Annotated in this window: 21 protein-coding genes; 11 read left to right on the top strand and 10 right to left on the bottom strand. The window is 57.2% G+C overall.

Features of this window, described 5'->3' with window-relative positions:
- Positions 1-6: 6 nt before the first annotated feature.
- The 6 genes from OGV83_RS01105 to OGV83_RS01080 all read right to left on the bottom strand — a co-directional run bounded on the left by OGV83_RS01105 (position 7) and on the right by OGV83_RS01080 (position 8,362).
- Entirely contained in the window at positions 7-1,035 is a 1,029-nt protein-coding gene (locus OGV83_RS01105; protein ID WP_047461785.1) for an ABC transporter permease, read from the bottom strand.
- A gap of 11 nt (positions 1,036-1,046) precedes the next feature.
- A complete protein-coding gene (locus OGV83_RS01100) occupies positions 1,047-2,594 on the bottom strand; it encodes a sugar ABC transporter ATP-binding protein (RefSeq protein WP_115181253.1) in 1,548 nt (515 codons plus the stop codon).
- 54 nt (positions 2,595-2,648) lie between these two features.
- Positions 2,649-3,578: a substrate-binding domain-containing protein gene (locus OGV83_RS01095; protein WP_012134754.1), complete on the bottom strand. Its 930-nt coding sequence runs from the start codon at positions 3,576-3,578 to the stop codon at positions 2,649-2,651.
- Between the two features lie 39 nt (positions 3,579-3,617).
- Positions 3,618-4,604: an inositol 2-dehydrogenase gene (iolG, locus tag OGV83_RS01090; protein WP_012134755.1), complete on the bottom strand. Its 987-nt coding sequence runs from the start codon at positions 4,602-4,604 to the stop codon at positions 3,618-3,620.
- A gap of 315 nt (positions 4,605-4,919) precedes the next feature.
- The gene (iolD, locus tag OGV83_RS01085; protein WP_286463034.1) at positions 4,920-6,845 is read right to left on the bottom strand and encodes a 3D-(3,5/4)-trihydroxycyclohexane-1,2-dione acylhydrolase (decyclizing); all 1,926 of its coding nucleotides are present in this window, start codon (positions 6,843-6,845) and stop codon (positions 4,920-4,922) included.
- Between the two features lie 11 nt (positions 6,846-6,856).
- Complete coding sequence (locus OGV83_RS01080; protein WP_286463033.1) at positions 6,857-8,362, bottom strand: CoA-acylating methylmalonate-semialdehyde dehydrogenase; 1,506 nt, start codon at positions 8,360-8,362, stop codon at positions 6,857-6,859.
- A 213-nt stretch (positions 8,363-8,575) separates the two neighbouring features.
- Between OGV83_RS01080 and OGV83_RS01075 the strand changes: the two genes are divergently transcribed.
- Both OGV83_RS01075 and OGV83_RS01070 read left to right on the top strand, forming a co-directional pair.
- On the top strand, positions 8,576-9,409 hold the full coding sequence (locus OGV83_RS01075) for a MurR/RpiR family transcriptional regulator (protein WP_286463032.1): 834 nt from the start codon (positions 8,576-8,578) through the stop codon (positions 9,407-9,409).
- Between the two features lie 213 nt (positions 9,410-9,622).
- A complete protein-coding gene (locus tag OGV83_RS01070; protein WP_012134762.1) occupies positions 9,623-9,979 on the top strand; it encodes a KPN_00521 family repetitive protein in 357 nt (118 codons plus the stop codon).
- Positions 9,980-10,070: 91 nt separating this feature from the next.
- Here the strand turns inward: OGV83_RS01070 and OGV83_RS01065 are convergent, their stop codons facing one another.
- Together OGV83_RS01065 and tctD are read right to left on the bottom strand one after the other, a co-directional pair.
- Positions 10,071-11,483 carry a sensor histidine kinase gene (locus OGV83_RS01065; protein WP_047461775.1) on the bottom strand — a complete coding sequence of 471 codons (1,413 nt, stop codon included), beginning with the start codon at positions 11,481-11,483 and terminating at the stop codon, positions 10,071-10,073.
- Complete coding sequence (gene tctD / locus OGV83_RS01060) at positions 11,470-12,144, bottom strand: transcriptional regulator TctD (protein WP_058667992.1); 675 nt, start codon at positions 12,142-12,144, stop codon at positions 11,470-11,472. Before tctD ends, OGV83_RS01065 begins: the two co-directional genes overlap by 14 nt.
- A 152-nt stretch (positions 12,145-12,296) precedes the next feature.
- Between tctD and OGV83_RS01055 the strand changes: the two genes are divergently transcribed.
- From OGV83_RS01055 to OGV83_RS01045, 3 genes are read left to right on the top strand one after another with little or no spacing between them, the layout of a single operon-like run.
- Positions 12,297-13,274, top strand: coding sequence for a Bug family tripartite tricarboxylate transporter substrate binding protein (locus tag OGV83_RS01055; protein ID WP_049010221.1), 978 nt, complete (start codon positions 12,297-12,299; stop codon positions 13,272-13,274).
- An 11-nt stretch (positions 13,275-13,285) separates the two neighbouring features.
- Positions 13,286-13,720, top strand: a complete 435-nt coding sequence (locus tag OGV83_RS01050) for a tripartite tricarboxylate transporter TctB family protein (protein ID WP_286463045.1) — start codon at positions 13,286-13,288, stop codon at positions 13,718-13,720.
- 10 nt (positions 13,721-13,730) lie between these two features.
- Positions 13,731-15,245, top strand: coding sequence for a tripartite tricarboxylate transporter permease (locus OGV83_RS01045; RefSeq protein ID WP_200096419.1), 1,515 nt, complete (start codon positions 13,731-13,733; stop codon positions 15,243-15,245).
- A gap of 36 nt (positions 15,246-15,281) precedes the next feature.
- Here the strand turns inward: OGV83_RS01045 and OGV83_RS01040 are convergent, their stop codons facing one another.
- Positions 15,282-16,757 carry an alpha/beta hydrolase gene (locus OGV83_RS01040; protein ID WP_286463044.1) on the bottom strand — a complete coding sequence of 492 codons (1,476 nt, stop codon included), beginning with the start codon at positions 16,755-16,757 and terminating at the stop codon, positions 15,282-15,284.
- 254 nt (positions 16,758-17,011) lie between these two features.
- Between OGV83_RS01040 and glaH the strand changes: the two genes are divergently transcribed.
- From glaH to csiR, 6 genes are all read left to right on the top strand, one after another.
- Entirely contained in the window at positions 17,012-17,989 is a 978-nt protein-coding gene (gene glaH / locus OGV83_RS01035; RefSeq protein WP_058667993.1) for a glutarate dioxygenase GlaH, read from the top strand.
- Between the two features lie 27 nt (positions 17,990-18,016).
- Positions 18,017-19,285, top strand: coding sequence for an L-2-hydroxyglutarate dehydrogenase (gene lhgD, locus OGV83_RS01030; protein WP_286463031.1), 1,269 nt, complete (start codon positions 18,017-18,019; stop codon positions 19,283-19,285).
- A gap of 23 nt (positions 19,286-19,308) precedes the next feature.
- The gene (gene gabD, locus OGV83_RS01025) at positions 19,309-20,757 is read left to right on the top strand and encodes an NADP-dependent succinate-semialdehyde dehydrogenase (RefSeq protein ID WP_110493914.1); all 1,449 of its coding nucleotides are present in this window, start codon (positions 19,309-19,311) and stop codon (positions 20,755-20,757) included.
- A gap of 24 nt (positions 20,758-20,781) precedes the next feature.
- Complete coding sequence (gabT, locus tag OGV83_RS01020; protein WP_286463030.1) at positions 20,782-22,065, top strand: 4-aminobutyrate--2-oxoglutarate transaminase; 1,284 nt, start codon at positions 20,782-20,784, stop codon at positions 22,063-22,065.
- Positions 22,066-22,194: 129 nt separating this feature from the next.
- A complete protein-coding gene (gene gabP / locus OGV83_RS01015; protein WP_024130878.1) occupies positions 22,195-23,595 on the top strand; it encodes a GABA permease in 1,401 nt (466 codons plus the stop codon).
- Positions 23,596-23,651: 56 nt separating this feature from the next.
- Positions 23,652-24,344: a DNA-binding transcriptional regulator CsiR gene (gene csiR / locus OGV83_RS01010; RefSeq protein ID WP_012134775.1), complete on the top strand. Its 693-nt coding sequence runs from the start codon at positions 23,652-23,654 to the stop codon at positions 24,342-24,344.
- 6 nt (positions 24,345-24,350) lie between these two features.
- Here csiR and lysM read toward each other — a convergent pair whose 3' ends face one another.
- On the bottom strand, positions 24,351-24,800 hold the full coding sequence (gene lysM, locus OGV83_RS01005; RefSeq protein ID WP_012134776.1) for a peptidoglycan-binding protein LysM: 450 nt from the start codon (positions 24,798-24,800) through the stop codon (positions 24,351-24,353).
- Positions 24,801-24,873: the final 73 nt, after the last annotated feature.

Raw genomic sequence — 24,873 nt, 5'->3', positions numbered from 1 at the left:
TATCCCTCACAGCGCGCCACGACGGCTCTTGGCATAGGTATCAAACGCCACCGCCAGCACAATAATCAGCCCGGTAATAATTTGTTGGTAGTAGGCGGAGACGTTCATCAGCACCAGACCGTTTATCAGAATGCCCATAATGATCGAGCCGATAACGGTGCCGCCGATGCGACCATAGCCGCCCATCAGCGATGTCCCGCCAATGACCACCGAGGCGATAACGCGCAGCTCAAAGGAGATCCCGGCCACCGCCTCCGCGCTGCCCAGACGGGCGCTCAGCACAAACCCCGCCAGCCCGGCCAGACAGCCAATCACGACATACACGCTGACCAGCACACGTTTGACGTTGACCCCGGCAAGACGCGCCGCCTCCGGGTTGCCGCCAATGGCGTAGACGAAACGGCCCCAGCGCGTTTTGTGCAACGCCAGATAACCGCCGATCGCCACCAGCGCAAAAATCCAGATCGGGATGGAGATACCGAGCAGTTCGCCACGCCCCCACCAGCGGTAGCCCTGGTCAAAACCGGCAATGGGCGCGCCGTCGTTAATCACCAGCGTCAGGCCGCGCCAGATGGTCATCCCGCCAAGGGTGACAATGAACGGCGGCAGGCGCAGGCGGGTCACGCCCAGGCCATGCAGGAAGCCAATCGCCGTCCCCATCGCCAGGCAGATGCCAAGGCCAATCAGCCAGCTCATCCCGCCCCAGGCGCTCGGGTCTACCGTGGTGAAGTTGTCGCCTTTAATCACGTATGCTGCCGTCATGGCGCATACCGCCAGAATGGAGCCGACAGACAGATCGATTCCGGCAGTCAGAATGACGAACGTCATTCCCACGGCCATGATCCCGTAGATCGACACCTCGGTCAGGATGTTGAAAATATTGCGTTCTGACAGGAAGTTACTGTTCTGCGTCTGGAAAAAAATCAGCAGCAGGAACATAAAAATCAGTACTCCAAAGCGCTCGAAAAAAGCGATCGGATCGATACGTCCGTTACGTTTGGCAGGGGGTTGCGTTTTAGTCACTATCTGCGTCATGTGAAACTCCGTTATGCCGCGTTCAGGGCGTTATGGTTGATGGCCATCATCATCATGAGCCGCTCTTCGGTGGCGTCATCGCCGTGGATTTCACCGGTTACCCGGCCTTCGCTTAAGGTGATGATCCGGTCGGAAACCGCCATCACTTCGGGCAGATCGGAAGAGATCACAATCACCGCCACGCCCTGTTTCGCCATATCAAACAGCACCTGGTGCACCTCGGATTTGGTGCCCACATCGATGCCGCGCGTCGGTTCATCAACAATCAGCACCCGTGGATTGAGCGCCATGCAGCGCGCGAGGATCACTTTCTGCTGATTGCCGCCGGAGAGCTTGCGCACCTCCTGTTCGCTGTTGACCATCTTGATTTGCAGCGCCTGGCGGTAAGATTCGATCAGGTCATCTTCCTTGCGGGTATTGACGAAAAAGCGCCAGCGCAGCAGCGAAGAGAGACTGGAGAGCGACAGGTTGTCGCGAATAGACAGTCCCAGCACCGCCCCCTCTTTTTTGCGATCTTCCGGCACCAGCGCCACGCCCTGATCCAGCGCGTACATCGGGTCACGGGGGTGATACGCCGCGCCGTCCAGCGCGAACGTCCCGGAAGTAAAGCCGTCAGCGCCAAAAAGACAGCGCGCCACTTCGGTACGCCCGGCGCCGACCAGCCCCGCAATCCCCAGCACCTCCCCGGCGTGAACGTGAAAGCTGATGTCGTGCAGCGCAATGCCGTGCGGGTCCAGCGGCGGCTTTTCACGACACAGCCCCTTCACCGCAAGGCGAATCGGTTTGTCTTCATGGTGGGTTTCGCTGGGGGGACGACGATTAAAGGCCACGTCTCGTCCCACCATCAGGCGGATCAGCTGTTCCACGTTGGTTTCCGCGACCGCGCCGCTGCCGGTAAAACGGCCATCCTGAAACACGGTAAAGCGATCGCAGAGCTGGAAAACTTCATGCAGGCGATGGGTGACATAAATAATGCTCACGCCCCGGCCTTTAAGTTCCCGCACGACGCGGTGCAGGCTTTCCACTTCGCTGTCGCTCAGCGCGGCGGAAGGTTCATCCATAATGATGAGCTTCGCGTTCAGGGTCAGCGCGCGGGCGATCTCCACCATTTGCTGCTGCGCCACGCTCAGGCGGGCAACCGGCGTGGTCGGCGCGACATTCAGTTGCAGATAGTCCAGCACCACCTGCGCCTCCTGGTTCACGGCCTTCGCATCGACGATCACATTACGTTTACGCGGCTCGCGCCCGAGAAACATATTTTCCGCAACGGTCATGTTGGGCAGCAGATTAAATTCCTGATAGATGGTAATGATGCCTTTGTTTTGCCGCTCAACCGGCGAATCCTCCACCGGCAGCGTTTCGCCATTGAACCAGATGTCCCCACGGGTCTGCGGCTGCGCCCCTGCCAGCGCTTTCAGCAGCGTGGACTTCCCCGCGCCGTTCTCGCCAAGCAGCGCGTGAATCTCCCCCGTCCCGACGGTCAGTTGTACGTTGCTCAACGCCCAGACGCCGGAAAAACTCTTTGCCAGATCGGTAACGTTCAGTAAGGGTTGCAACATCGGTCTGCTCCTCCTTTAATGCGAGCCGCCGCAGCGACGGCGGCTCCGGGCAAATCAGTTACCGGCTTCGCCGATACGCTCGGCCTGTTGCAGGTTCTCTTTGGTGATTAACGTCGGCGGATAATCCGCACCGGTGATGGCTTTCTTCTCACGCACGTTCGCAACCAGTTGGCTCATCGCCGTCTGTACCGCGAAGCCCGGACGCTGATCCGCCGTCGCCGCCATCCAGCCGTCGCGTACCCGCGCCAGCGCTTCCGGCACTGCGTCAAATCCTGTCACCAGAATTTCGCCCGGTTTCACCCCCTGCCCCTGCAACGCTTCAATCGCGCCCAGCGCCATATCATCGTTGGCGGAGAGGATGACCTGCGGACGTTTTTTCAACGACGGCAGCACGCTTTCAACAATGCGCATTCCTTCCGAACGCATCCAGTTACCGGTCTGGTCAGCAACAATGCGGTACGTATCGCCCCCCGCCTTCAGGCTGTCGCGAATGCCTTTGGTGCGTTCAATATTGGAAGAAGAACCCGGCTGGCCGGTCAGCAGCACAATGTCCGCGCCGTCAGGAAATTTGCTTTTGACAAAGTCGCCAATGGCCTGGCCGCCCTTGTAGTTGTTCGCGCCAAAATGCGGAACCTGCTTCTGGCTATCGACGGAGCGATCGAGCGTCACCACCGGCAGCTTAGCGTCCTGAATCTCATCCACCGCGCTGGAAACTGCGTTGACATCATTCGGGGAGACGATGAATCCCTGGGCGCCACGGGTGATGGCGTTTTCCAGATCGGCAACCTGCTTCGGCGAACTTCCCTGCCCGTCCAGAACCTGTAGGCTGACGCCCATCTCTTTCGCGGCTTTCACCGCCGTGCGCTGCATGTGAACTTCAAACGGCATTGCCAGGTTCGGCGTGCTGAAAACAATTTGTTCGTTCTCGGCCATTGCCGCCCCGGCTGTCATGGCGATGAAGGCGGCTAAAATCAGCTTTTTCATTGTTATGTCTCTCTGTGTAGGGTGTGTTGTTATGGAAAATCAGAGGAGAACTTCACGCTGGCTGTGCAATGACTCCAGCGCTTTATCAGCCAGATACAGCGCACGCTCGCCGTCATCACCGCTGCACTCCGGCACTGCCTCGCCGCGTAAGATGGCGACAAAGTGCTCCCACTCGGCGGCATAGGCAGCCTGATAACGTTGCAGGAAGAAATGCTCAGGCAGCGCGCTGGTGCAGCCGTTCTGGCCAAAGTGCTGCACCTGGTTTTCGAGAATATTGCCCGCCGTAAGCAGACCTTCGGAACCGTGCAGCTCCAGACGCTGGTCATAGCCATAAGACGAGCGACGGCTGTTAACGATGGTCGCCAGCGCGCCGGAGGCATACTTGAGCACGATAAACGCGGTGTCGATATCGCCTGCCGCGCCAATTGCCGGATCGACCAGATTGCTTCCCTGGGCGTAGACCGAAACAGGCTCTTCCCCCATGATGAAACGCGCCATATCGAAATCGTGGATGGTCATATCGCGGAACATCCCGCCGGAGACGCGCACATATTCCGCAGGCGGCGGAGAAGGATCGCGGGAGATAATCAGCAATGATTCCGGCTTGCCGATGCGCCCGCTCTGCGCTTCGGTTTTAACGCGGCGGAATTGTGGGTCGAAACGACGGTTAAAGCCGATAAACAGCGGCACGTCGAACTCTTTGACCACTTTCAGGCAGTCGCGCACGCGGGCAAGATCAAGATGTACGGGCTTTTCACAGAAAATGGCTTTGCCGTGGCGGGCGGCCAGTTCAATCAAATCGGCATGGGTATCCGTGGCGGAGGCAATCAGCACGGCATGAACATCAGGATCGGTCATCGCCTCATCAAGACTTTGCTGACGGGCCTGATATTGCGTAGCCAGGCGGGAGGCAAAGGTCTCGTTCGGATCAACGACAGACCACAGGGTAGTCTCTTTGTGGGTTGCGATGTTAGCGGCATGTACCTGACCAATTCGGCCAGCTCCCAGTAAAGCAATGTTAAACATAACGGCTCCCGGTGTTGGTGAATGCGGTGAACTAACGACCCCTTAAATAAAACATTTATTTCATTTTTATAAATAGTGAAAATTATGTTTTTGCGCGCAAGTTAACATTCTTGTGATGATTGAGGTAAATTTTGTTATCAATCTCACAACACAACGATGGAGAAGATGCAGAGCCTGGCCCCCTTTCATTCAGAAAGAGGGCGAGGAATGAAAAAACAGGAAAAATGAAATGAAAATTTCGTTGTCGCAAGTTGTCGGATGGCGGCGCGAACGCCTTATCCGGCCTACGGGTTAGCGCCATCCGGCATTACTCACTCAATACTGACGCGCCTTTTTCACCTGATCGAACGTCTGCTCGGCGGCTTTTCGCACCGACGGTGAATCGGCCACCTGCGCATCGCCGGTGCGCCACCATGAGGCGTAATCGTGAGTCATCGTTTTTGGCAGCACTTTAATATCCAGCAGCGTCGGCCCCGGATGCGCGCGCGCCGCCTCCAGCGCCGTCAGCAGGCTCTGCTCATCATGTACCCGCCACGCCCGGCAGCCGTAGCTTTGCGCATTTTGGGCGAAATCAACCGCCACCAGTGGGCCGTCCAGCTGGCCGGATTGTGGTTGACGGGCGCGATTCTCGGTGCCAAAACTGCCCATCCCATGCCCCATTTGCAGGTTATTGATGCAGCCAAACCCGCCGTTATCAAACAGCAGGATGGTGATTTTTATCCCCTCCTGCACCGCCGTTTGCAGCTCGGAATGCAGCATCATGTACGAACCGTCGCCCACCATCGCATAGACCGGCTGCTGCGGCTTCGCGAGCTTCGCCCCAAGCGCGGCCGCAATTTCATACCCCATACAGGAATAGCCGTACTCCAGGTGGTAGCTGTCGGGCGTTTTCACCTGCCAGAGACGCTGCAAATCGCCCGGCAGCGATCCCGCCGCGCCGACCACAATGGCGTCATCCTCAATGTGCTGGTTGATAATCCCCAGAACGCGAGTCTGAGTCAGCCGCGTGTTCAGCGCTTCACTGTATTCCGCCAGTTGCGCATCAAGGTGCCCGGCAATTTCCGGCGCGTCATCCGGGCGCCACTGGCGAGACCACAGCCGGCGGCACTCCTCGTCCCAGGCCGATTTCGCCTGCGCCACCTCGTCTCCCCAGCCGCTGCGATAATCCTGAAGCCCTTCCGTCAGCGCCGTCAGACCGGCGCGGGCATCGGCCACCAGCGCCGTGGCGTCCAGTTTGAGGGCGTCGAACTCGGCGACATTCAGCAGGAGAAATTCTACGTCCGGGTGTGCAAACAGCGCCTTCGAACCGGTAGTGAAATCGGTCAGACGCGTGCCGACGCCGATAACCAGATCGGCCTGCGGCGCAAGCTGGTTTGCCGCCAGCCCGCCGGTAACGCCAATACCGCCCAGATTCAGCGGATGGTCGCTGACCAGCGCGCCTTTCCCGGCCTGCGTTTCCGCAAACGGCAGGTGCAGGTTTTCCACAAACTGACGAAACGCGTCATGCGCGCCGGAATAACGCACCCCGCCGCCGCAAACCACCAGCGGGCGGCGTTTACGGGCAATCAGCGCCCGCGCCTGCGCCAGCCGGTGTGGGTCCGGCGGTCGTCTTTCAATATGGTGAACGCGACGGACAAAGAAACTCTGCGGGTAATCCCAGGCTTCGCCCTGCACATCCTGCGGTAAACAGATCGTCACCGCGCCGGTATCAGCCGGATCGGTCAGGGTGCGCATGGCGTTAAGCATCGCGCTCATCAACTGTTCCGGGCGGTTGATACGATCCCAGTAGCGCGAAACCGGGCGAAAGCAGTCGTTGGTGCTGATACTTAGATCGTGGTACTGCTCGATTTGCTGTAATACCGGGTCCGGCTGGCGGCTGGCGTAGATATCGCCCGGCAACAGCAGCAGAGGAATACGGTTCGCCGTCGCCGTGGCCGCCGCCGTCACCATATTGGCCGCGCCGGGCCCTACCGAAGAGGTGACGGCGTAAATGCGCTGGCGACGGTGCTGTTTCGCGAACCCTGTCGCCATGTGCGCCATTCCCTGTTCATTACAGCCCTGATGCACCCGCAAATGCCCGGCGTCCTGCTCCAGCGCCTGCCCGATGCCGAGTACGTTGCCGTGGCCGAAGATGGTCGCCACGCCTTCAATGAACGGCATCTCCTGCCCGTCTACATCGACGTACTGTTGATTGAGAAACTTGACCAGCGCCTGCGCCATGGTCATACGTACGGTTGTCATAAGTCCCTCCGTCAGCCCAGCGTTGGCATGGAGAACGCGGCGCCGCTATCCTGCTGCATCTCCGGCCAGCGGACGGTAACGGTTTTCATGCGGGTATAAAAACGCACGCCGTCATTACCATGAACGTTAAGCGGACCAAAAATAGACCGTTTCCAGCCGCCGAAGCTGTGGAACGCCATCGGCACCGGAATCGGCACGTTAACGCCAACCATCCCGGCCTGCACCTCTTCACAGAAACGACGCGCGCAGCCGCCGTCGCGGGTAAAGATCGCCGTCCCGTTGCCATATTCGTGGCGATTAATCAGATCCACCGCGCTGGCGTAATCCTTCACCCGCACCACGGAGAGTACCGGGCCAAAGATCTCTTCTTTGTAAATCGTCATCTCAGGCGTGACGTTATCAAACAAGGTCGGCCCGACGAAAAAGCCCTGTTCGTGGCGCTTCACGCTAAAGCCGCGACCATCCACCCGCAGCCGCGCGCCCTGCGCCTCGCCGCTGTCGATATAGCCCAGCACTTTACTGCGATGTGCGGCGGAGATCAGCGGGCCCATCTCATTTTCCGGCGTTTGATCAAGCCCCGGCCCAACGCGTAACGCGGCGATCTGCGTTTCCAGCCGCGCGCAAAGTTCGTCCGCCGTGTTATCCCCCACCGCCAGCACCACGGAGAGCGCCATACAGCGCTCGCCCGCCGCACCATACGCCGCGCCCATAATCGCATTGGTTGCCATATTCATGTCGGCGTCCGGCATCAGAATGCAGTGGTTTTTCGCCCCGCCCAACGCCTGACAGCGTTTGCCGTGCGCCGACGCCGTCTGATAAATATATTCTGCAATCGGCGTCGAGCCGACAAAACTGACGGCCTGAACGCGCGGATCGGTCAGCAGAACATCCACCGCTTCTTTATCGCCCTGCACGACGTTAAAAACGCCATCCGGCAGACCGGCCTCTTTCAGCAGTTTTGCCAGCGCAAGCGGCAGCGAGGGATCTTTTTCCGACGGCTTAAGCACAAAGGTATTGCCGGTAGCCAGCGCGATGGGGAACATCCACATCGGCACCATCGCCGGGAAGTTGAACGGGGTGATCCCGGCGCACACGCCCAGGGGCTGCATCAGTGAATGGCTGTCAACGCCGGTGCCGACATTCGCCGAATGTTCGCCTTTTTGCAGGTGTGGAATGCCGCAGGCAAACTCGACCACTTCCAGACCGCGCGTCAGTTCGCCCACCGCATCAGAATACACTTTGCCATGTTCTTCACTGACCAGCCGGGCGAGCGAATCCATGTTCTGCTCCAGCAGCGCTTTAAAACGAAACAGCACTCGCGCGCGTTTCAGCGGCGACTGCCTTGACCAGGCGGCAAACGCCTGCTGCGCAGCGGCAATGGCTCGCTCCGTTTCCTGCGCCGTGCTCATCACCACCTGACGAATTTGCTCGCCCGTGGCGGGGTTGAAGATCGCCTGAATGCGCTGGCCTGAGCCTGTAACACATTCGCCGTGAATAAAATTCGCTACCGTCTCCATCCTGAACCTCTCGCTGTTAATACGTGACTGTTACCCGAACACTGTATATGAAACAAACGTTCTATTTTAAGTTGAAATAAAATAAATATTGATTATTGTGATCAGGAATGGATTTTTATGTTAACAGGCTGCATCGCCGGGCCGGATGTATCGCTAACATTTAAAATGTACGGTTTTGCGTTTAGAATCAGAAAACTAAGTATGGGGGATAACATGACGACAGCATCCAGTCTGAGCGAGCTACAGCAGCAAATTCGCGACCGTTACGATAGTCTCAGTAAACGATTGCAGCAGGTGTCCCGCTATGTGCTGGATAACACTAACAGCGTAGCGTTCGATACCGTCGCCGTCATCGCCGAGCGGGCGGACGTGCCGCCATCGACGCTTATCCGTTTCGCCAACGCGTTTGACTTCACCGGTTTCAACGAAATGAAACAACTGTTTCGTATGAACCTGGTGGAAGAAACGGCCAGCTACAGCGATCGCGCGCGGCTGTTCAGAGAGATGGAGAGCGAATCCGTACCGGAAACGCCGTTAGACATTCTGCAAGAATTTGCCCGTTCGAATGCTCAGGCGCTGCAACAGCTGGCGTCGCGTACCGATCCCGACATGCTGCAACGCGCCGTTCAATTACTGGCGGAGGCCGACACGATTTATATCGCTGGCCTGCGGCGCTCTTTTAGCGTGGCCGCCTATCTGACTTACGCGCTCAGCCACCTTGAATGCCGCCCAATACTGCTTGATGGCATGGGGGGTATGCTGCGAGAGCAAATCAGCCGAATCAAGAGTCGCGATATCGTTATCTCCATCAGCTTTTCCCCTTATGCAGAAGAGACGGTCATGGTCAGCGAAACCGCAGCCAACGTCGGCGCAAAGCAAATTGTCATTACCGACAGTCAGATAAGCCCACTGGCGACCTTCAGCGATCTCTGCTTTGTGGTCAAAGAGGCGCAGGTAGACGCTTTTCGCTCACAGTCCGCAACGCTTTGTCTGGTGCAGTCATTGGTTGTCGCTCTGGCTTACAGGCAGGGAAACAGTCATAAATAACAATAATTGGCTCCTGTAACGGAGCCAATTATTGTCAGCCATCACCGGGTTGTGGAGTGTCGTTTACCAGCGCACACTATATGAAATAAACGTACTGATATCTCCCACATCCAGACCTCATTGATTCAATTACAGTTTATTCCTAAAGCCACCGCCTTTCTGCCGTGTCATGCTTAACCACGCATATAACTGATAACGTTAAGCGAGGTTCTTATGAAAAAAACAATGATCGCCTTATCTGCACTTCTGCTGGCTTCCCCTGTTTTTGCTGCGACCACACACGCGACCGATAACGACGTTGCAGCCGCTCATGAAAGCGCAAATACCGCCAAAGAGAAACTGCACCAGGCGCAGAATCAGGGTGAAGAGCTGAAACTGAAATCTGAACATGCCGCTGAAGGTAAAAGCGACAACCTGAGCAGTAAAGTGAGTGAAGGCTCGCAGAAGGCCTGGAATAAGACCAAAGAAGGCACCGAAAAAGGCTGGAATGCCACGAAAGAAGGTGCTGAGAAAGGCTGGAACAAAACCAAAGAAGGCGCAGCAGAACTTGAGAAAAAAGTCAGCGAATAATTTTGCCTGACATGAGAAAAAAGCCGCTAATGCGGCTTTTTTTATTCCCGCGAATCACCCTTTATCCAGCCTGCGATGATGACATTTTTATTTACTGCGCCGTCGTTAAAAACCGCACCCGCACACGCAGACCGCCCAGCGTTTCACTGCGCGACAGCTGCGGATGGGTACGGTGCAGGCGGGCGATGTCGTTAACCAGCGCCAGACCGATCCCCGCCCCGCTCTCATTCCCCACGTTAGCAAGCCGATGAAACGGCATCAGCGCCTGCGGGATCTGCTCAGCGTCAATCCCTGGCCCATTGTCTTCCACCACCAGCACAACAGCCTCGCCATCCCGCAATAGCCGTGCCGTTACCGTTCCCTGCGACGGCGTATATTTCAGCGCATTATCCAGCAAATTCGCGCACAGCTCGCCGAGCAAAACGTCATCCCCTTCAATCCACACCGCCTCTTGCTCACCTTCATACCCCAGATCGATAGCCTTGCTGCGCGCCTGCGCCAGACGGCTAAAACAGCTCATCTGCACCACCTCATACAGATTAACCGGCAAGAACTGTCGCTCCCCCTGCTCTTTACGTTTCACCGCCGACAGTTGCAACAGCCGCTCCGTCAGCAAAATCGTGCTATCCAGCGTCGCGCTCATCGCCCGCAAACTTTCGTGCCACTGCTGCGGCTGTTGACTGGCTAACGCCACCGCCGCCTGCGTTTTCAACACGGCCAGCGGCGTTTTTAACTGATGGGACGCATCGGCGCTAAAGCGTTCCTGACGGGAGATCAGCGCGCGCAGGCGATCAATGTAGCGGTTAAAGGCGACGATCAGCAGCCGGGTCTCTGACCAGGGCAGCAGTTCCGGCAAGGGCGTCAGCAGGCCCGGTTCACGACGCACCATCAGCGAGGAGAGCTGGCGCATCGGCTTCAGAATACGTCGCAGCAGCCAGCCAACGAGAATCAATGTCAGCAGCACCAGCAGCCCTTGCGACACCCATGAGGAGAACAGCAGTTGCCCGGCCAGATAGCGCCGGGACTGTAGCGTCTCGGCAACGTAGATCTCCGCCATCCCGAATATCGCCCCTTCATTTACCGGCTGGAGCAGACGCGCCACGCGGATCGCCTGTCCGCGATACTGGGTGTGATAAAACCACGCCAGCGCCGGGTAGAGCCGGGTTCGCGAGGTGGAAGGCGGCATCGCGGGCAGATCGTCATAACCGGAGATCACCTTGCCGCCCGGGTCCACGACTTTGTAATAGAGACGGTCGTTCATGTTGAGTTCAAAGCTGTCGAGCACCACCCAGGGGACATTCACCTCCAGTTTGTCGTGGCGCACCACCAGCCGTTCCGCCACCGTTCTCGCAGAAGAGAGCAGCGTCCTGTCATAAGCCTGCGTCGCGGCCTGTAGCGCGCTAACGTAGCTGTTAAATGCCGACAACCCCCACAGCAGCACCAGCGGCAATCCGAGGAACAGCAACAGTTGCAGGTACAGCGACTGGGGTTTAGCCCACCTCATCGCCGCACTCCAGCACGTAACCCAGCCCACGCAGGGTGGTGATCCGCACGTTACTGCCCTGCAATTTTTTCCGCAGACGATGGATATAGAGTTCGATGCTCTCCGGGCTGACCTCATCGCTCAGGCTGAAGATCTGTTCAAACAGCTGCTGGCGCGACACCGGTCGCGTTCTGCGGTACATCAATACCGTCAGCAACGCCTGCTCACGCGGGGTCAGCGCCAGCGGCTGCGCCTGAAGCAAAAAGTAACCTTCATCGTGAAACGCCAGATCGCCAAGCTGCTGTAACTCCTGCACCTGACCTGCGCTGCGCCGCAGTAATGCCCGCAGCCGCGCATCAAGTTCTTCAATCTCAAACGGTTTTGGCAGATAGTCATCCGCTCCGACGTTCAGCCCTTTCACCCGATCCGCCACCGCGCTGCGCGCCGTCAGCAGCAGCACCGGCAGCGTTTGTCCACGCTTGCGCAGGCGCTGCACCACTTCCAGTCCGTCCAGCCCCGGCATGTTGATGTCGAGCACCGCCAGCGCATAGGTCTCAGTGTGCAGAAGATGATCGGCCGCCTGGCCATCGAATACGCAGTCCACGGCAAAACCGTTCTGCACCAGCGCTTTTTCCAGCCAGTGAGCCAGTTCACGGTTATCTTCCGCTAATAAGAGACGCATATCACATCCTGTAAAGTTTCTGCCGCATTGAAAGGGAATTGAAAGGTTATTGTTTTAACAATCACGCAACCGAACTGCTACATGTCGGCTCACATAATCACAAAAATCTTCTTCCGTATCTGAAAACTCGGACGTCCGCGTGAGGATAAACAATGAAAAAACAATTACTTCGTGCCCTTACTGCCAGCGTTTTACTGATGAGCACCGCTGTACTGGCGCAGGACGCGCCGTCGCGTACTGAGTGTATCGCCCCGGCCAAACCCGGCGGCGGGTTTGACCTCACCTGTAAGCTGATTCAGGTGAGCATGATGGAAACCGGCGCTATCGAAAAACCGATGCGCGTCACCTACATGCCGGGCGGCGTCGGCGCGGTCGCCTATAACGCTATCGTCGCCCAGCGCCCTGGCGAACCGGGGACGGTCGTCGCCTTCTCCGGCGGCTCGCTGCTTAATCTGTCGCAGGGGAAATTTGGTCGTTACGGCGTGGATGACGTGCGCTGGCTGGCGAGCGCCGGTACTGATTACGGCATGATCGCCGTGCGCGCCGACTCCCCGTGGAAGTCGCTGAAAGATCTGCTCGCCGCGATGGAGAAAAATCCTGACAGCGTGGTGATTGGCGCTGGCGCATCGATTGGCAGCCAGGACTGGATGAAGTCGGCGCTGCTGGCGCAAAAGGCCAATGTCGATCCGCACAAGATGCGCTACGTGGCGTTTGAAGGCGGCGGCGAGCCGGTCACTGCGCTGATGGGCAACCATGTGCAGGTGGTTTCCGGCGATCTCAGTGAAATGGTGCCTTACCTGAGCGGCGATAAAATTCGCGTGCTGGCGGTATTTTCTGAAGAACGCCTGCCGGGTCAGTTAGCCAACGTCCCGACCGCCAAAGAGCAAGGATACGACCTGGTCTGGCCGATCATTCGCGGCTTCTACGTGGGGCCAAAAGTCAGCGATGCCGACTACCAGTGGTGGGTAGAGACCTTCAAAAAGCTCCAGCAGACCGACGAGTTTAAAAAGCAGCGCGAGCTGCGCGGCCTGTTTGCATTCGACATGACCGGAAAGCAGCTTGACGACTACGTCAAAAAGCAGGTCGCCGATTACCGCGAGCAGGCGAAAGCCTTCGGCCTCGCGAAATAAACCTGGGGGCAATCATGAGCGATCGTATTTTTGCAGGTATCTGGCTGTTGCTCTGCGTTGCCGGGCTGTTCATCGCCTGGCAGATTCAGAGTGAATACAGCTACGAACCGGTCGGCCCTCGCCCGTTTCCGCTGGGCATTATCGGTCTGATGGCGCTCTGCGCGCTGGCGCTGTTATTGCGTCATCCCGATACCGTTAGCTGGCCTCACCACCATGTGCTGCAAAAGCTGCTCACGATGGTGATTGTCCTGCTGATGTACGCCTGGGGATTTGAGTGGCTGGGCTTCCCGGTTGCCACCGCCATTCTCACCCTGGTCATCGGCATTCTGTTCGGCGCAACAATCCCGGCTGCGGGCATTTCCGGCACGGTTCTCGGCATCCTGCTGTGGTATGCCTTCGACCGTCTGCTTGACGTCACCTTACCTCTCGGCGCCTGGCTGAGTTAACGGAGAAACGATGGATACCTGGATATATCTTTCTCAGGGTTTTGCGGTGGCAATGACGCCGGAAAACCTGGTGATCGCGCTGATCGGCTGCTTCGTCGGCACCATTGTCGGCCTGCTGCCGGGTCTTGGCCCGATTAACGGCGTGGCGATTTTACTGCCGCTGGCTTTCGCCCTGCATCTGCCTGCGGAGTCCGCGCTGATCCTGCTGGCTACGGTTTATATCGGCTGTGAATACGGCGGGCGTATTTCGTCGATTCTGCTCAACGTGCCCGGCGATGCGGCGGCGATCATGACCGCGCTCGATGGTTATCCGATGGCGCAACAGGGGCGCGGCGGCGTCGCACTTTCCATCTCGGCGGTCAGTTCATTTTTTGGATCGCTTATCGCCATCGGCGGGATCATCCTGTTCGCGCCGTTGCTGGCGCAATGGTCGCTGGCGTTTGGCCCGGCGGAATACTTTGCGCTGATGGTCTTTGCCATCGCCTGCCTCGGCAGCATGATGGCGCAAAATCCACTGAAATCATTTCTGGCAGCGCTGATCGGTCTGGGTCTGGCGACCGTCGGCGTAGACGCCAACACCGGGGTTTATCGCTTTACTTTTGACAGCGTACATCTCTCCGACGGTGTGCAGTTCATCGTGGTGGTGATCGGTTTGTTCTCTGTCTCAGAAATTCTATTAATGCTGGAACATACCAGCAGCGGCCAGAAACTGGTACGCAAAACCGGGCGCATGTTGTTTAACGCCAAAGAAGGAGCGCAGTGCGTGGGCGCAACGTTACGCTCATCGGTGATTGGCTTCTTCGTCGGCGTGCTGCCGGGCGCAGGCGCCACCATCGCCAGCGCCATCACCTACATGACCGAGAAGAAGATCAGCGGCAACAGCGACAGCTTCGGTAAAGGCGATATCCGTGGCGTGGCGGCACCGGAAGCCGCTAACAACGCGTCGGCCTGCGGTTCATTCATCCCCATGCTGACCCTCGGCGTACCGGGTTCCGGCACCACGGCGGTAATGATGGGAGCGCTGACGCTGTATAACATCACGCCAGGGCCTGCGATGTTCACCGAACAGCCGGATATCGTCTGGGGGCTGATCGCCGCGCTGCTGATCGCCAACGTGATGCTGCTGGTCATGAACATCCCGCTGATTGGCATGTTCACCCGTATGCTGACCATCCCGCTGTGGTTCCTTGTCCCGGCGATTGCCGCCGTGTCTGCGGTCGGCGTGTACGCGGTACACAGCACCACGTTCGATCTGGTGCTGATGGTGGCGCTCGGCATACTGGGCTACATTCTGCGCAAAATGCACTTCCCCATGTCGCCGCTGATCCTCGGCTTTGTGCTGGGCGAAATGCTGGAGCAGAACCTGCGCCGCGCGCTCTCTATCAGCAACGGCAATATGGCGATTTTGTGGGAGAGCGGTGTGACGAAAGCGCTGCTGACGATGGCGATAGCGGTGATTATCATCCCGCCGCTGCTGCGCCTTATTCGCAAGCGCAACAATAAGCCACAGGTGGATATCGGGTAACGGATTGCCGGATGGTGTTGCGCCATCCGGCAATCATCACTGTCGCGCCTCAATCCGTTGTAGCATATACGGGAAGAAAGGATTCGACGTCACGCGCATCAGCGTATCCAGCCCCACCGCCAGCGTGGACGTTTCCCCGCGCAGCGCGATAGTCCCGATACTGATTCCATAGCGGTTCAGTTCGTCCGGTTGCAGACCATACAGCGAATCGCTGAGCGGAAACGGCACCGCCACATGCGACAGCGAATACATCTCCTGCGGCCAGGCCAACGGTAACGGCTGAACCTGCTCCACATGCTCCCCGGCCGGGGTATCGCGCGCCACGACATTCAGCGTTTCCGGCGTCGCATTCGTGATAATTGTCGTGCGATAGTTGCGCGGCGCAGGCGGTAACAACTGAGTAATGGCGGTATACGATGAGGTGCGCAACAGCGGACGCAGACTGGCGGCCTGATTGATATCGAACAACACCAGCTCACTGCCGTTATTGCCAAGATAACGATAAAACGAATCCACCACTGCACGGGTGCTCACCGTGGAATCCATAATTGACTGGAAGGTCAACACCGGCGGCAGTTCGTTAAGGCGGGAGCTTCGCGCATCCCGCGAAATCTGCTGTTGTAATGCTTTTGTCAGCAGATAAGACTGACGCGCGGCGTTAACCGGAAACGAGTTATATTTGAACGGATTATATTCTGGCGTGACGTTCAACCACGCCGCTTTGGCAAACGCTGGAAAGAGCGCAGGTAAACCCGCCAGTCCGGCAAAACGGGCGAATGCCGTCACGCCGATCATCGGCGACAGCAGGATAAGCTGCTGAGGACGCCGCAACGTGTTGTCTTCCAGCGCGTCCAGCGTGTACTTGAGCGCCAGCGCCCCGCCGTTTGAGTAGCCCACCAGATGCAATGGCACATCTCGCCCCGCAAGCCGCGTCGCTTCCCGAACCGCCAGCCGCGAGGCGGCAAGCCACTGTTCCCACTCCACCGCCGTTAACGCGCCGGGCGCGGTGCCGTGCCCAGGCAGACGCGGCACAACGGCGATAAAGCCATGCTGCTGATAATCCTTAGCAACGTATTTCATGCTGTAGGGCGAATCCGTTAAACCATGCAGTAACACGGCGACGCCACGCGGTTTCCCCTGCGGCATGAGTACGTACGAGCGATTGCCGTTAGGCGAAAACTGCGGCGGCCAGACCCGGCTGTTATGGTAAAAACGGTTGATGGGCGTCTGCTCATCCGGCTTCAGCTTATCCGTCACCCCGGTTTTCAGATGGCTAAACAGCGCCTCTTCCCGCGCCAGGTACTGCGAAAAAGTGGCCTTATCCAGCGCGTTGGCAGACATTTCGCTACCGGTCCAGGTATGCCAGAGATGAAGATCGGGCCCGCTTTCTGTCTGGTAAACCCGCACGCCAAGAAAAACGATCAGAACCACAAGCAGCGTCAACGCCACATGCCTGATGAGCGATGCCAGTCCGGTACTCATCCATTTAAGGCGTCGGAATAGATTTTTTATCAATGGCTTAATCCCTGTCTCCCGCTCGTCTGCTATTTCACAAACAGAATCAGTTTAGGCTGCGGATGTAAATCCTGTCTCATTTCTTAATCCCCGATATTTATAATGTTAAATATTTGTTGTTTTTGATCACAAAAATTAAACAAATCGTCAGTTTTGTATGCGTTTATCAAAAATGTAGATATTTTTAGTTTATGGCTACGAAATGAGCATCGCCATGTCTCCCTGACCATTTACTGAGAGGATCGATTCTGATGAATGCACTGACCGCCGTAAAAACAAATGCTGATAGTGTCACCCGCAGCGACGCCGGATTTACCTTCGCCCCTTCCGTACAGTCGCCGCGTCTGCTGGAGCTGACCTTTAGCGCAAAAACGACGGCGCAATTTTTGCAGCAGGTGGAACAGTGGCCGGTACAGGCGCTGGAATACAAATCCTTTTTACGTTTTAAGGTCGGTCAGATCCTCGACGCCTTATGTGGCAACCAGCTACAGCCGCTGCTTATTAAAACGCTGCTGGATCGCGCCGAAGGCGCACTGCTGATCAACGCCGAAGGGATCGACAACGTAGAACAGGCTGACGAGATGGTCAAGCTGGCGACGGCGGTGGCGCACCTTATCGGGCGTTCTAATTACGATGCGATGAGCGGCCAGTACTACGCGCGCTTTGTGGTGAAGAACGTCGATAATTCAGATAGCTACCTGCGACAACCGCACCGCGTGATGGAGCTGCATAACGACGGCACCTACGTTGAGGAAGTTACCGACTACGTGCTGATGATGAAAATCGACGAACAAAATATGGCGGGCGGAAATTCACTGTTGCTACACCTTGATGACTGGGAGCATCTGGAGCGCTTTTTCAGCCACCCGCTGGCGCGTCGCTCCATGCGTTTTGCCGCGCCGCCGAGCAAAAACGTCAGCCACGATGTTTATCATCCGGTATTTGACGTTGACCAGCAGGGGCGCCCGGTCATGCGCTATATCGACCAGTTCGTCCAGCCAAAAGATTTTGAAGAGGGCGTCTGGCTCAGCGATCTCTCCGATGCGCTGGAAACCAGCAAAAACATCCTCTCTGTTCCGGTGCCGGTCGGTAAATTCCTGTTGATTAACAACCTGTTCTGGCTGCACGGGCGCGATCGTTTTACGCCACACCCGGATCTGCGCCGTGAACTGATGCGCCAGCGCGGTTATTTCGCTTATTCCACCCATTGCTACCAGACTCATCAATAAGCGCGGTCAGACGAAGGAATTGAGCGGATGTATGATTTTGTAATTATTGGCGGCGGCATTATCGGCATGTCGACCGCCATGCAGCTTATTGATGTGTATCCAGACGCCAGCATCGCCCTGCTGGAAAAAGAGTCCGAACCGGCCTGTCATCAGACGGGTCACAACAGCGGCGTGATCCATGCCGGGGTCTACTACACTCCCGGTAGCCTCAAAGCGCAGTTTTGCCTCGCCGGAAATCGCGCCACCAAAGCCTTTTGCGATCAAAACGGCATTCGCTACGACACCTGCGGGAAAATGCTGGTGGCGACATCCGAACTGGAAATGACGCGGATGCGGGCGCTGTGGGATCGCACGGCGGCAAACGGCCTGGAACGCGAGTGGTTAAGCGCGGCGGAACTGCGGGAGCGGGAGCCGAACATCACCGGTCTGGGAGGGATTTTTGTCCCCTCCAGCGGGATTGTCAGCTACCGGGACGTGACGGCGGCGATGGCGAAAATCTTCCAGGCCAAAGGCGGTGAGATTGTCTACAACGCGGAGGTCTGCGCGCTGAAGGAACATGCAGCGGGCGTGGTGATCACAACCCGGGGCGGGCAGATATACGAAGCCTCAACCCTGATTAGCTGTTCCGGGCTGATGGCCGACCGGCTGGTTAAAATGCTGGGGGTCGATCCCGGTTTTATCATCTGCCCGTTCCGTGGCGAATATTTCCGCCTGGCGTCGCAGCATAATCAAATCGTTAACCATTTGATCTACCCCATTCCCGATCCGGCGATGCCGTTTTTGGGCGTCCACCTCACCCGGATGATCGACGGCAGCGTTACCGTCGGGCCTAACGCCGTGCTGGCTTTTAAACGAGAAGGCTACCGGAAAGGCGATTTTTCATTATCCGATACGCTGGAAATTTTCGGTTCGTCCGGCATCCGCCGCGTGTTGCAAAACAATCTGCGCTCAGGGCTTGGCGAGATGAAGAACTCACTGTGCAAAAGCGGCTATCTGCGGCTGGTGCAAAAATATTGCCCCAGCCTGACCTTAAAAGATTTGCAGCCGTGGCCTGCTGGCGTACGGGCGCAGGCGGTATCGCCGGATGGCAAGCTGATCGACGATTTCCTGTTTGTTACCACGCCACGATCCATTCACACCTGCAATGCGCCCTCTCCGGCGGCCACATCAGCCATTCCCATCGGGGCGCATATCGTCAGCAAAGTGCAGACGCTGCTGGCAAGCCAGAGTCATCCCGGACGCACGCTACGTGCGGCGCGTCGCGTGGACTCATTAAACGCCGCATTCACCCGTTAACCCTTTTAAGACAGGAAGCAATCATGCAACTTAACGATCCCACCTTGTTCCGCCAGCAGGCGTTTATTGAGGGGCAATGGCGCGACGCCAGAAGCGGCGACACAATCGCCGTAACCAACCCAGCGAACGGCCAGCCGTTAGGCAGCGTACCGAAAATGGGGGCAGAAGAGACCCGCGAAGCCATTGACGCCGCTAACCGCGCGCTGCCCGCCTGGCGCGCGCTCACCGCCAAAGCGCGGGCGAATATTCTGCGTCGCTGGTTCAATTTGATGATGGAGCACCAGGACGATCTCGCCCGTCTGATGACGCTGGAACAGGGGAAGCCGCTGGCGGAAGCAAAAGGAGAAATCAGCTATGCCGCCTCCTTTATTGAATGGTTTGCCGAAGAAGGTAAGCGTATCTATGGCGACACGATTCCAGGCCACCAGGCCGATAAGCGCCTGATCGTTATCAAGCAGCCGATTGGCGTTACCGCCGCCATCACGCCGTGGAATTTCCCCTCGGCGATGATTACCCGCAAAGCCGGCCCGGCGCTGGCGGCCGGTTGTACGATGGTTCTGAAACCCGCCAGCCAGACGCCGTTTTCCGCCCTGGCGCTGGCTGAACTGGCGAACCGCGCCGGGGTTCCCGCTGGCGTCTTTAACGTCGTCACCGGTTCTGCGGGAGCGGTCGGCAATGAACTGACCAGCAACCCGCTGGTGCGCAAACTGTCGTTTACCGGCTCAACCGAAATTGGCCGTCAGCTGATGGAACAGTGTGCGAAAGACATCAAAAAGGTGTCGCTGGAGCTGGGCGGCAACGCGCCGTTCATCGTCTTTGATGACGCCGATCTGGATAACGCCGTAGAAGGCGCGCTGGCCTCTAAGTTTCGCAACGCCGGGCAGACCTGCGTCTGCGCTAACCGCCTGTATGTACAGGACGGCGTGTATGACCGCTTTGCGGAAAAACTCCAGCAGGCGGTGAGCAAGCTGCATCTCGGCGACGGCCTGCAAGCAGACGTCACCACCGGGCCACTGATTGACGAAAAAGCGGTAGCCAAAGTGCAGGAGCACATCGCCGACGCGCTGGAGAAAGGCGCAAAAGTGCTCTGCGGCGGTAAGGCGCATGCGCTCGGCGGCAACTTCTTCCAGCCCACCATCCTGGTGGACGTCCCCAATAACGCGAAAGTGGCTAAAGAAGAGACGTTCGGCCCCCTCGCCCCGCTATTCCGCTTTAAAGATGAAGCGGACGCGATCGCGCAGGCGAACGATACCGAGTTCGGTCTGGCGGCCTATTTCTACGCCCGCGATTTAAGCCGCGTGTTTCGCGTCGGCGAAGCGCTGGAGTACGGCATTGTCGGCATCAACACCGGCATTATCTCCAACGAAGTCGCGCCATTCGGCGGGATTAAAGCCTCCGGTCTTGGCCGCGAAGGTTCTAAGTACGGCATCGAAGATTATTTAGAAATCAAATACATGTGTATCGGCCTTTAAAAAAACAATACTGGAGAACACCTGATGAGCAGCAATAAAGAATTAATGCATCGCCGCAGTAACGCCGTCCCTCGCGGCGTAGGACAGATCCACCCTATTTTTGCCGATCGCGCGGAAAACTGCCGGGTCTGGGATGTAGAAGGCCGCGAGTATCTCGATTTTGCAGGCGGTATTGCGGTGTTGAATACCGGGCACCTGCACCCGGAGATCGTCTCGGCGGTCGAAGCACAACTGAAAAAGCTGTCGCATACCTGTTTTCAGGTGCTCGCCTACGAGCCGTATCTGGAGCTGTGCGAACTCATGAACCAGAAGGTGCCAGGCGATTTCGCGAAGAAAACCCTACTGGTGACTACCGGTTCCGAAGCGGTGGAAAACGCGGTGAAAATCGCCCGTGCGGCGACAAAGCGTAGCGGCGCCATCGCTTTTAGCGGCGCTTATCATGGCCGTACCCACTACACCCTATCGCTGACCGGAAAAGTCAATCCCTACTCTGCCGGAATGGGGCTGATGCCAGGCCACGTTTACCGCGCGCTCTACCCTTGCGCCCTGCACGGCATCAGTGATGATGATGCGATTGCCAGCATCCAGCGCATCTTTAAAAACGATGCCGCGCCGGAAGATATTGCCGCCATCATCATTGAACCGGTACAAGGAGAAGGCGGTTTTTATGCGGCCTCGCCCACTTTTATGCAACGTCTGCGCGCACTCTGCGACGAACACGGGATCATGCTCATTGCCGATGAAGTGCAAAGCGGCGCGGGGCGTACCGGTACGCTTTTCGCGATGGAACAGACGGGCGTCGCCCCGGACCTCACCACCTTCGCCAAATCGATTGCCGGCGGCTTTCCGCTGGCGGGAGTGACCGGTCGCGCCGATGTGATGGACGCCATCCCGCCGGGCGGTCTGGGCGGCACCTACGCCGGTAATCCTCTCGCCTGCGCCGCCGCGCTGGCGGTACTGAACATTTTCGAGCAGGAAAACCTGCTGCAAAAAGCCAAAGACCTGGGGCAAACCCTGCGTAAAGGGCTGTTGAATATTGCTGAAACGCACCGCGAGATTGGCGACGTGCGCGGCCCGGGAGCGATGATCGCCATTGAGCTGTTTGAAAATGGCGATCGCAGCAAACCGGACGCGAAGCTGACCGCCGACATCGTCGCCCGCGCCCGTGATAAAGGGCTGATCCTGCTCTCCTGCGGGCCGTACTACAACGTGCTGCGCATTCTGGTGCCGCTGACTATCGAAGAAGCGCAAATTCAGCAAGGGCTGGACATCATCGCCCAGTGTTTTGATGAGGCGAAGCAAGGTTAGGTCGTTGTAGGCCGGATAAGGCGCTTGCGCTGCCATCCGGCAATGTTGTGATGCCCGGTGGCGCTCCGCTTACCGGGCCTACGCATCAAGAGCAGCCAACAGCTTCAATAACAATAACGGGGTAAGAAGATGGGGCAATTGTCAGAATCACATGCTTTAGGTGGCGGACTGAAATCCCGCCACGTCACCATGCTGTCTATCGCCGGCGTCATTGGCGCCAGTCTGTTTGTCGGTTCCAGCGTCGCAATTGCGCAAGCCGGGCCTGCGGTACTGCTGGCTTACCTGTTTGCCGGGTTGCTGGTCGTTATGATTATGCGAATGCTGGCCGAAATGGCCGTCGCCACGCCGGATACCGGCTCTTTCTCAACTTATGCGGATAAAGCCATCGGCCCTTGGGCGGGCTACACCATCGGCTGGCTGTACTGGTGGTTCTGGGTGCTGGTTATCCCGCTGGAGGCCAATATTGCCGCCATCATCCTGCATTCATGGATACCGGGCGTCCCCATCTGGCTGTTCTCTCTGGCGATCACCATCGCATTAACCGGCAGTAATTTGCTGAGCGTCAAAAATTACGGCGAGTTCGAATTCTGGCTGGCGCTGTGCAAAGTGATTGCCATTCTGGCGTTTATCGCGCTGGGCGCGGCGGCAATTAGCGGCTTTTATCCCTACGCAGACGTGAGCGGCGTTTCACGCCTGTGGGATCACGGCGGCTTTATGCCCAATGGCTTCGGCGCGGTACTGAGCGCGATGCTGATCACCATGTTCTCATTTATGGGCGCAGAGATTGTCACGATTGCCGCCGCCGAGTCCGACACGCCGGATAAGCATATCGTGCGCGCCACCAACTCGGTGATCTGGCGTATTTCAATCTTCTACCTGTGCTCTATTTTCGTGGTGGTCGCGCTCATCCCGTGGAACATGCCGGGACTCAAAGACGTTGGTTCCTACCGTTCGGTACTGGAATTGCTGAATATTCCTTATGCCAAAGCGATCATGGACTGCGTGATTTTATTGTCAGTCACCAGTTGCCTGAATTCCGCGCTGTATACGGCGTCGAGAATGCTCTACTCCCTCAGCCGTCGTGGCGATGCGCCCGCCGTTATGGGCAAACTCAACCGCAGCAGGACGCCGTATGTGGCGGTGCTGTTATCCACGGGGGCGGCATTTCTCACGGTGGTGGTAAATTATTACGCCCCGGCGAAAGTGTTTAAATTCCTGATCGACAGCTCCGGCGCGATCGCCCTGCTCGTCTACCTGGTGATTGCGGTTTCCCAGCTCAGAATGCGGAAAATCCTGCTGGCGGAAGGGAGCGAAATTAAGCTGAAAATGTGGCTCTATCCGTGGCTGACCTGGCTGGTTATCGCTTTTATCTGCTTTGTGCTGGTGGTGATGCTATTCCGACCGGCGCAACAGCTGGAGGTGATTTCTACCGGGCTGTTAGGACTGGGGATCATTTGTACCGTGCCGATTATGTCCCGCTGGAAAAAACTGGTATTGTGGCAAAAAACGCCGTTGCAAAATACGCGTTAGACCTGTGTCCCGGCGCGCGCCGGGATATCAGCCCAATGCTATTCAGGAGTTGTACCATGACCGCCTCTGCCCAACCGACGGCCATAGATGGATACCGATGGCTCAAAAACGATATTATTCGCGGCGTTTATCAGCCCGATGAGAAGCTGCGCATGAGTCTGTTAACATCACGCTATGAGTTAGGCGTGGGGCCGTTGCGGGAGGCGCTTTCTCAACTGGTGGCGGAACGGCTGGTCACGGTGGTGAACCAGAAAGGCTATCGTGTGGCGTCGATGTCGGAGCAGGAACTGCTCGATATTTTCGATGCCCGCGCCAATATGGAAGCCATGCTGGTGCAACTGGCTATTGCGCGTGGCGGCGATGAGTGGGAAGCCGATATTCTCGCCAGGGCGCATATGCTCAACAAACTGGAATCGAGCGATGCCAGCGAACGTATGCTGGATGAGTGGGATCAGCGCCATCAGGCATTTCATACGGCCATTGTTGCCGGTTGCGGTTCACATTATCTGCTGCAAATGCGCGAGCGACTTTTCGATCTGGCGGCACGCTACCGTTTTATCTGGCTGCGCAAAACGGTTCTGTCCGTTGAAATGCTCGAAGATAAACATATTCAGCATCGGGCGCTTATGGAGGCTATTCTGGCGCGCGATGCCGCACGCGCCAGCGAATTAATGCGCCAGCATTTACTGACGCCAATTCCGATTATTCAACAGGCGATGGCCGGTAAACTTCAGCAGGAACAGAGCTGAGTCCGGTTACTCTTCCGGGATACGTAAAACCTGCCCGGGATATATTTTATCCGGGCTTTTCAGCATCGGTTTATTCGCTTCAAAGATTTTGTTGTACAGGTTGGCATTACCGTAAACCTGTTTTGAAATAGCGCTCAACGTGTCGCCTGATTTCACCGTATAAAATTGACTCTCCGCCGCAGGCGCTGACGTTTTAACCTGATCTTCCACACTGCCGATCCCGGAAATATTCCCGATCGCAATGAGGATTTTTTCTTTCGCTTCCTGACTTAAACCGTCGCCCGTTACCGTCGCTTTACCGTCCGTCACCTGCACATTGACTTTATCGGCATCAGGAATACCGGTTTTGTTTAAGTGTTCCTGCACCTTTTTCGCCAGATCATCTTTATCATGATTTCCGGTTACGGCATCCCAGAGCTTTTCGCCCGCATCTTTCACAAAATTGAAGAGACCCATATTTACCTCGGTTGTACACAATAGACACCCAGAGAGTGTAGCAGAGGGAAGCGGCTTAACAGGGAAACGGCAT

The sequence above is a fragment of the Citrobacter sp. CK189 genome (assembly GCF_030333505.1).
Classification (GTDB): domain Bacteria; phylum Pseudomonadota; class Gammaproteobacteria; order Enterobacterales; family Enterobacteriaceae; genus Citrobacter_B; species Citrobacter_B koseri.
The sequence above is the reverse complement of the archived record's forward strand: the minus strand, read 5'-3'. Positions and strand labels throughout refer to the sequence as shown.

What these genes read in the sequence shown, in the direction of transcription:
- OGV83_RS01105 (WP_047461785.1), bottom strand. Translation starts at nt 1,035, where the DNA reads ATGACGCAGATAGTGACTAAAACGCAACCCCCTGCCAAACGTAACGGA.
- OGV83_RS01100 (WP_115181253.1), bottom strand. Translation starts at nt 2,594, where the DNA reads ATGTTGCAACCCTTACTGAACGTTACCGATCTGGCAAAGAGTTTTTCC.
- OGV83_RS01095 (WP_012134754.1), bottom strand. Translation starts at nt 3,578, where the DNA reads ATGAAAAAGCTGATTTTAGCCGCCTTCATCGCCATGACAGCCGGGGCG.
- iolG (WP_012134755.1), bottom strand. Translation starts at nt 4,604, where the DNA reads ATGTTTAACATTGCTTTACTGGGAGCTGGCCGAATTGGTCAGGTACAT.
- iolD (WP_286463034.1), bottom strand. Translation starts at nt 6,845, where the DNA reads ATGACAACCGTACGTATGACCATGGCGCAGGCGCTGGTCAAGTTTCTC.
- OGV83_RS01080 (WP_286463033.1), bottom strand. Translation starts at nt 8,362, where the DNA reads ATGGAGACGGTAGCGAATTTTATTCACGGCGAATGTGTTACAGGCTCA.
- OGV83_RS01075 (WP_286463032.1), top strand. Translation starts at nt 8,576, where the DNA reads ATGACGACAGCATCCAGTCTGAGCGAGCTACAGCAGCAAATTCGCGAC.
- OGV83_RS01070 (WP_012134762.1), top strand. Translation starts at nt 9,623, where the DNA reads ATGAAAAAAACAATGATCGCCTTATCTGCACTTCTGCTGGCTTCCCCT.
- OGV83_RS01065 (WP_047461775.1), bottom strand. Translation starts at nt 11,483, where the DNA reads ATGAGGTGGGCTAAACCCCAGTCGCTGTACCTGCAACTGTTGCTGTTC.
- tctD (WP_058667992.1), bottom strand. Translation starts at nt 12,144, where the DNA reads ATGCGTCTCTTATTAGCGGAAGATAACCGTGAACTGGCTCACTGGCTG.
- OGV83_RS01055 (WP_049010221.1), top strand. Translation starts at nt 12,297, where the DNA reads ATGAAAAAACAATTACTTCGTGCCCTTACTGCCAGCGTTTTACTGATG.
- OGV83_RS01045 (WP_200096419.1), top strand. Translation starts at nt 13,731, where the DNA reads ATGGATACCTGGATATATCTTTCTCAGGGTTTTGCGGTGGCAATGACG.
- glaH (WP_058667993.1), top strand. Translation starts at nt 17,012, where the DNA reads ATGAATGCACTGACCGCCGTAAAAACAAATGCTGATAGTGTCACCCGC.
- lhgD (WP_286463031.1), top strand. Translation starts at nt 18,017, where the DNA reads ATGTATGATTTTGTAATTATTGGCGGCGGCATTATCGGCATGTCGACC.
- gabD (WP_110493914.1), top strand. Translation starts at nt 19,309, where the DNA reads ATGCAACTTAACGATCCCACCTTGTTCCGCCAGCAGGCGTTTATTGAG.
- gabT (WP_286463030.1), top strand. Translation starts at nt 20,782, where the DNA reads ATGAGCAGCAATAAAGAATTAATGCATCGCCGCAGTAACGCCGTCCCT.
- gabP (WP_024130878.1), top strand. Translation starts at nt 22,195, where the DNA reads ATGGGGCAATTGTCAGAATCACATGCTTTAGGTGGCGGACTGAAATCC.
- csiR (WP_012134775.1), top strand. Translation starts at nt 23,652, where the DNA reads ATGACCGCCTCTGCCCAACCGACGGCCATAGATGGATACCGATGGCTC.
- lysM (WP_012134776.1), bottom strand. Translation starts at nt 24,800, where the DNA reads ATGGGTCTCTTCAATTTTGTGAAAGATGCGGGCGAAAAGCTCTGGGAT.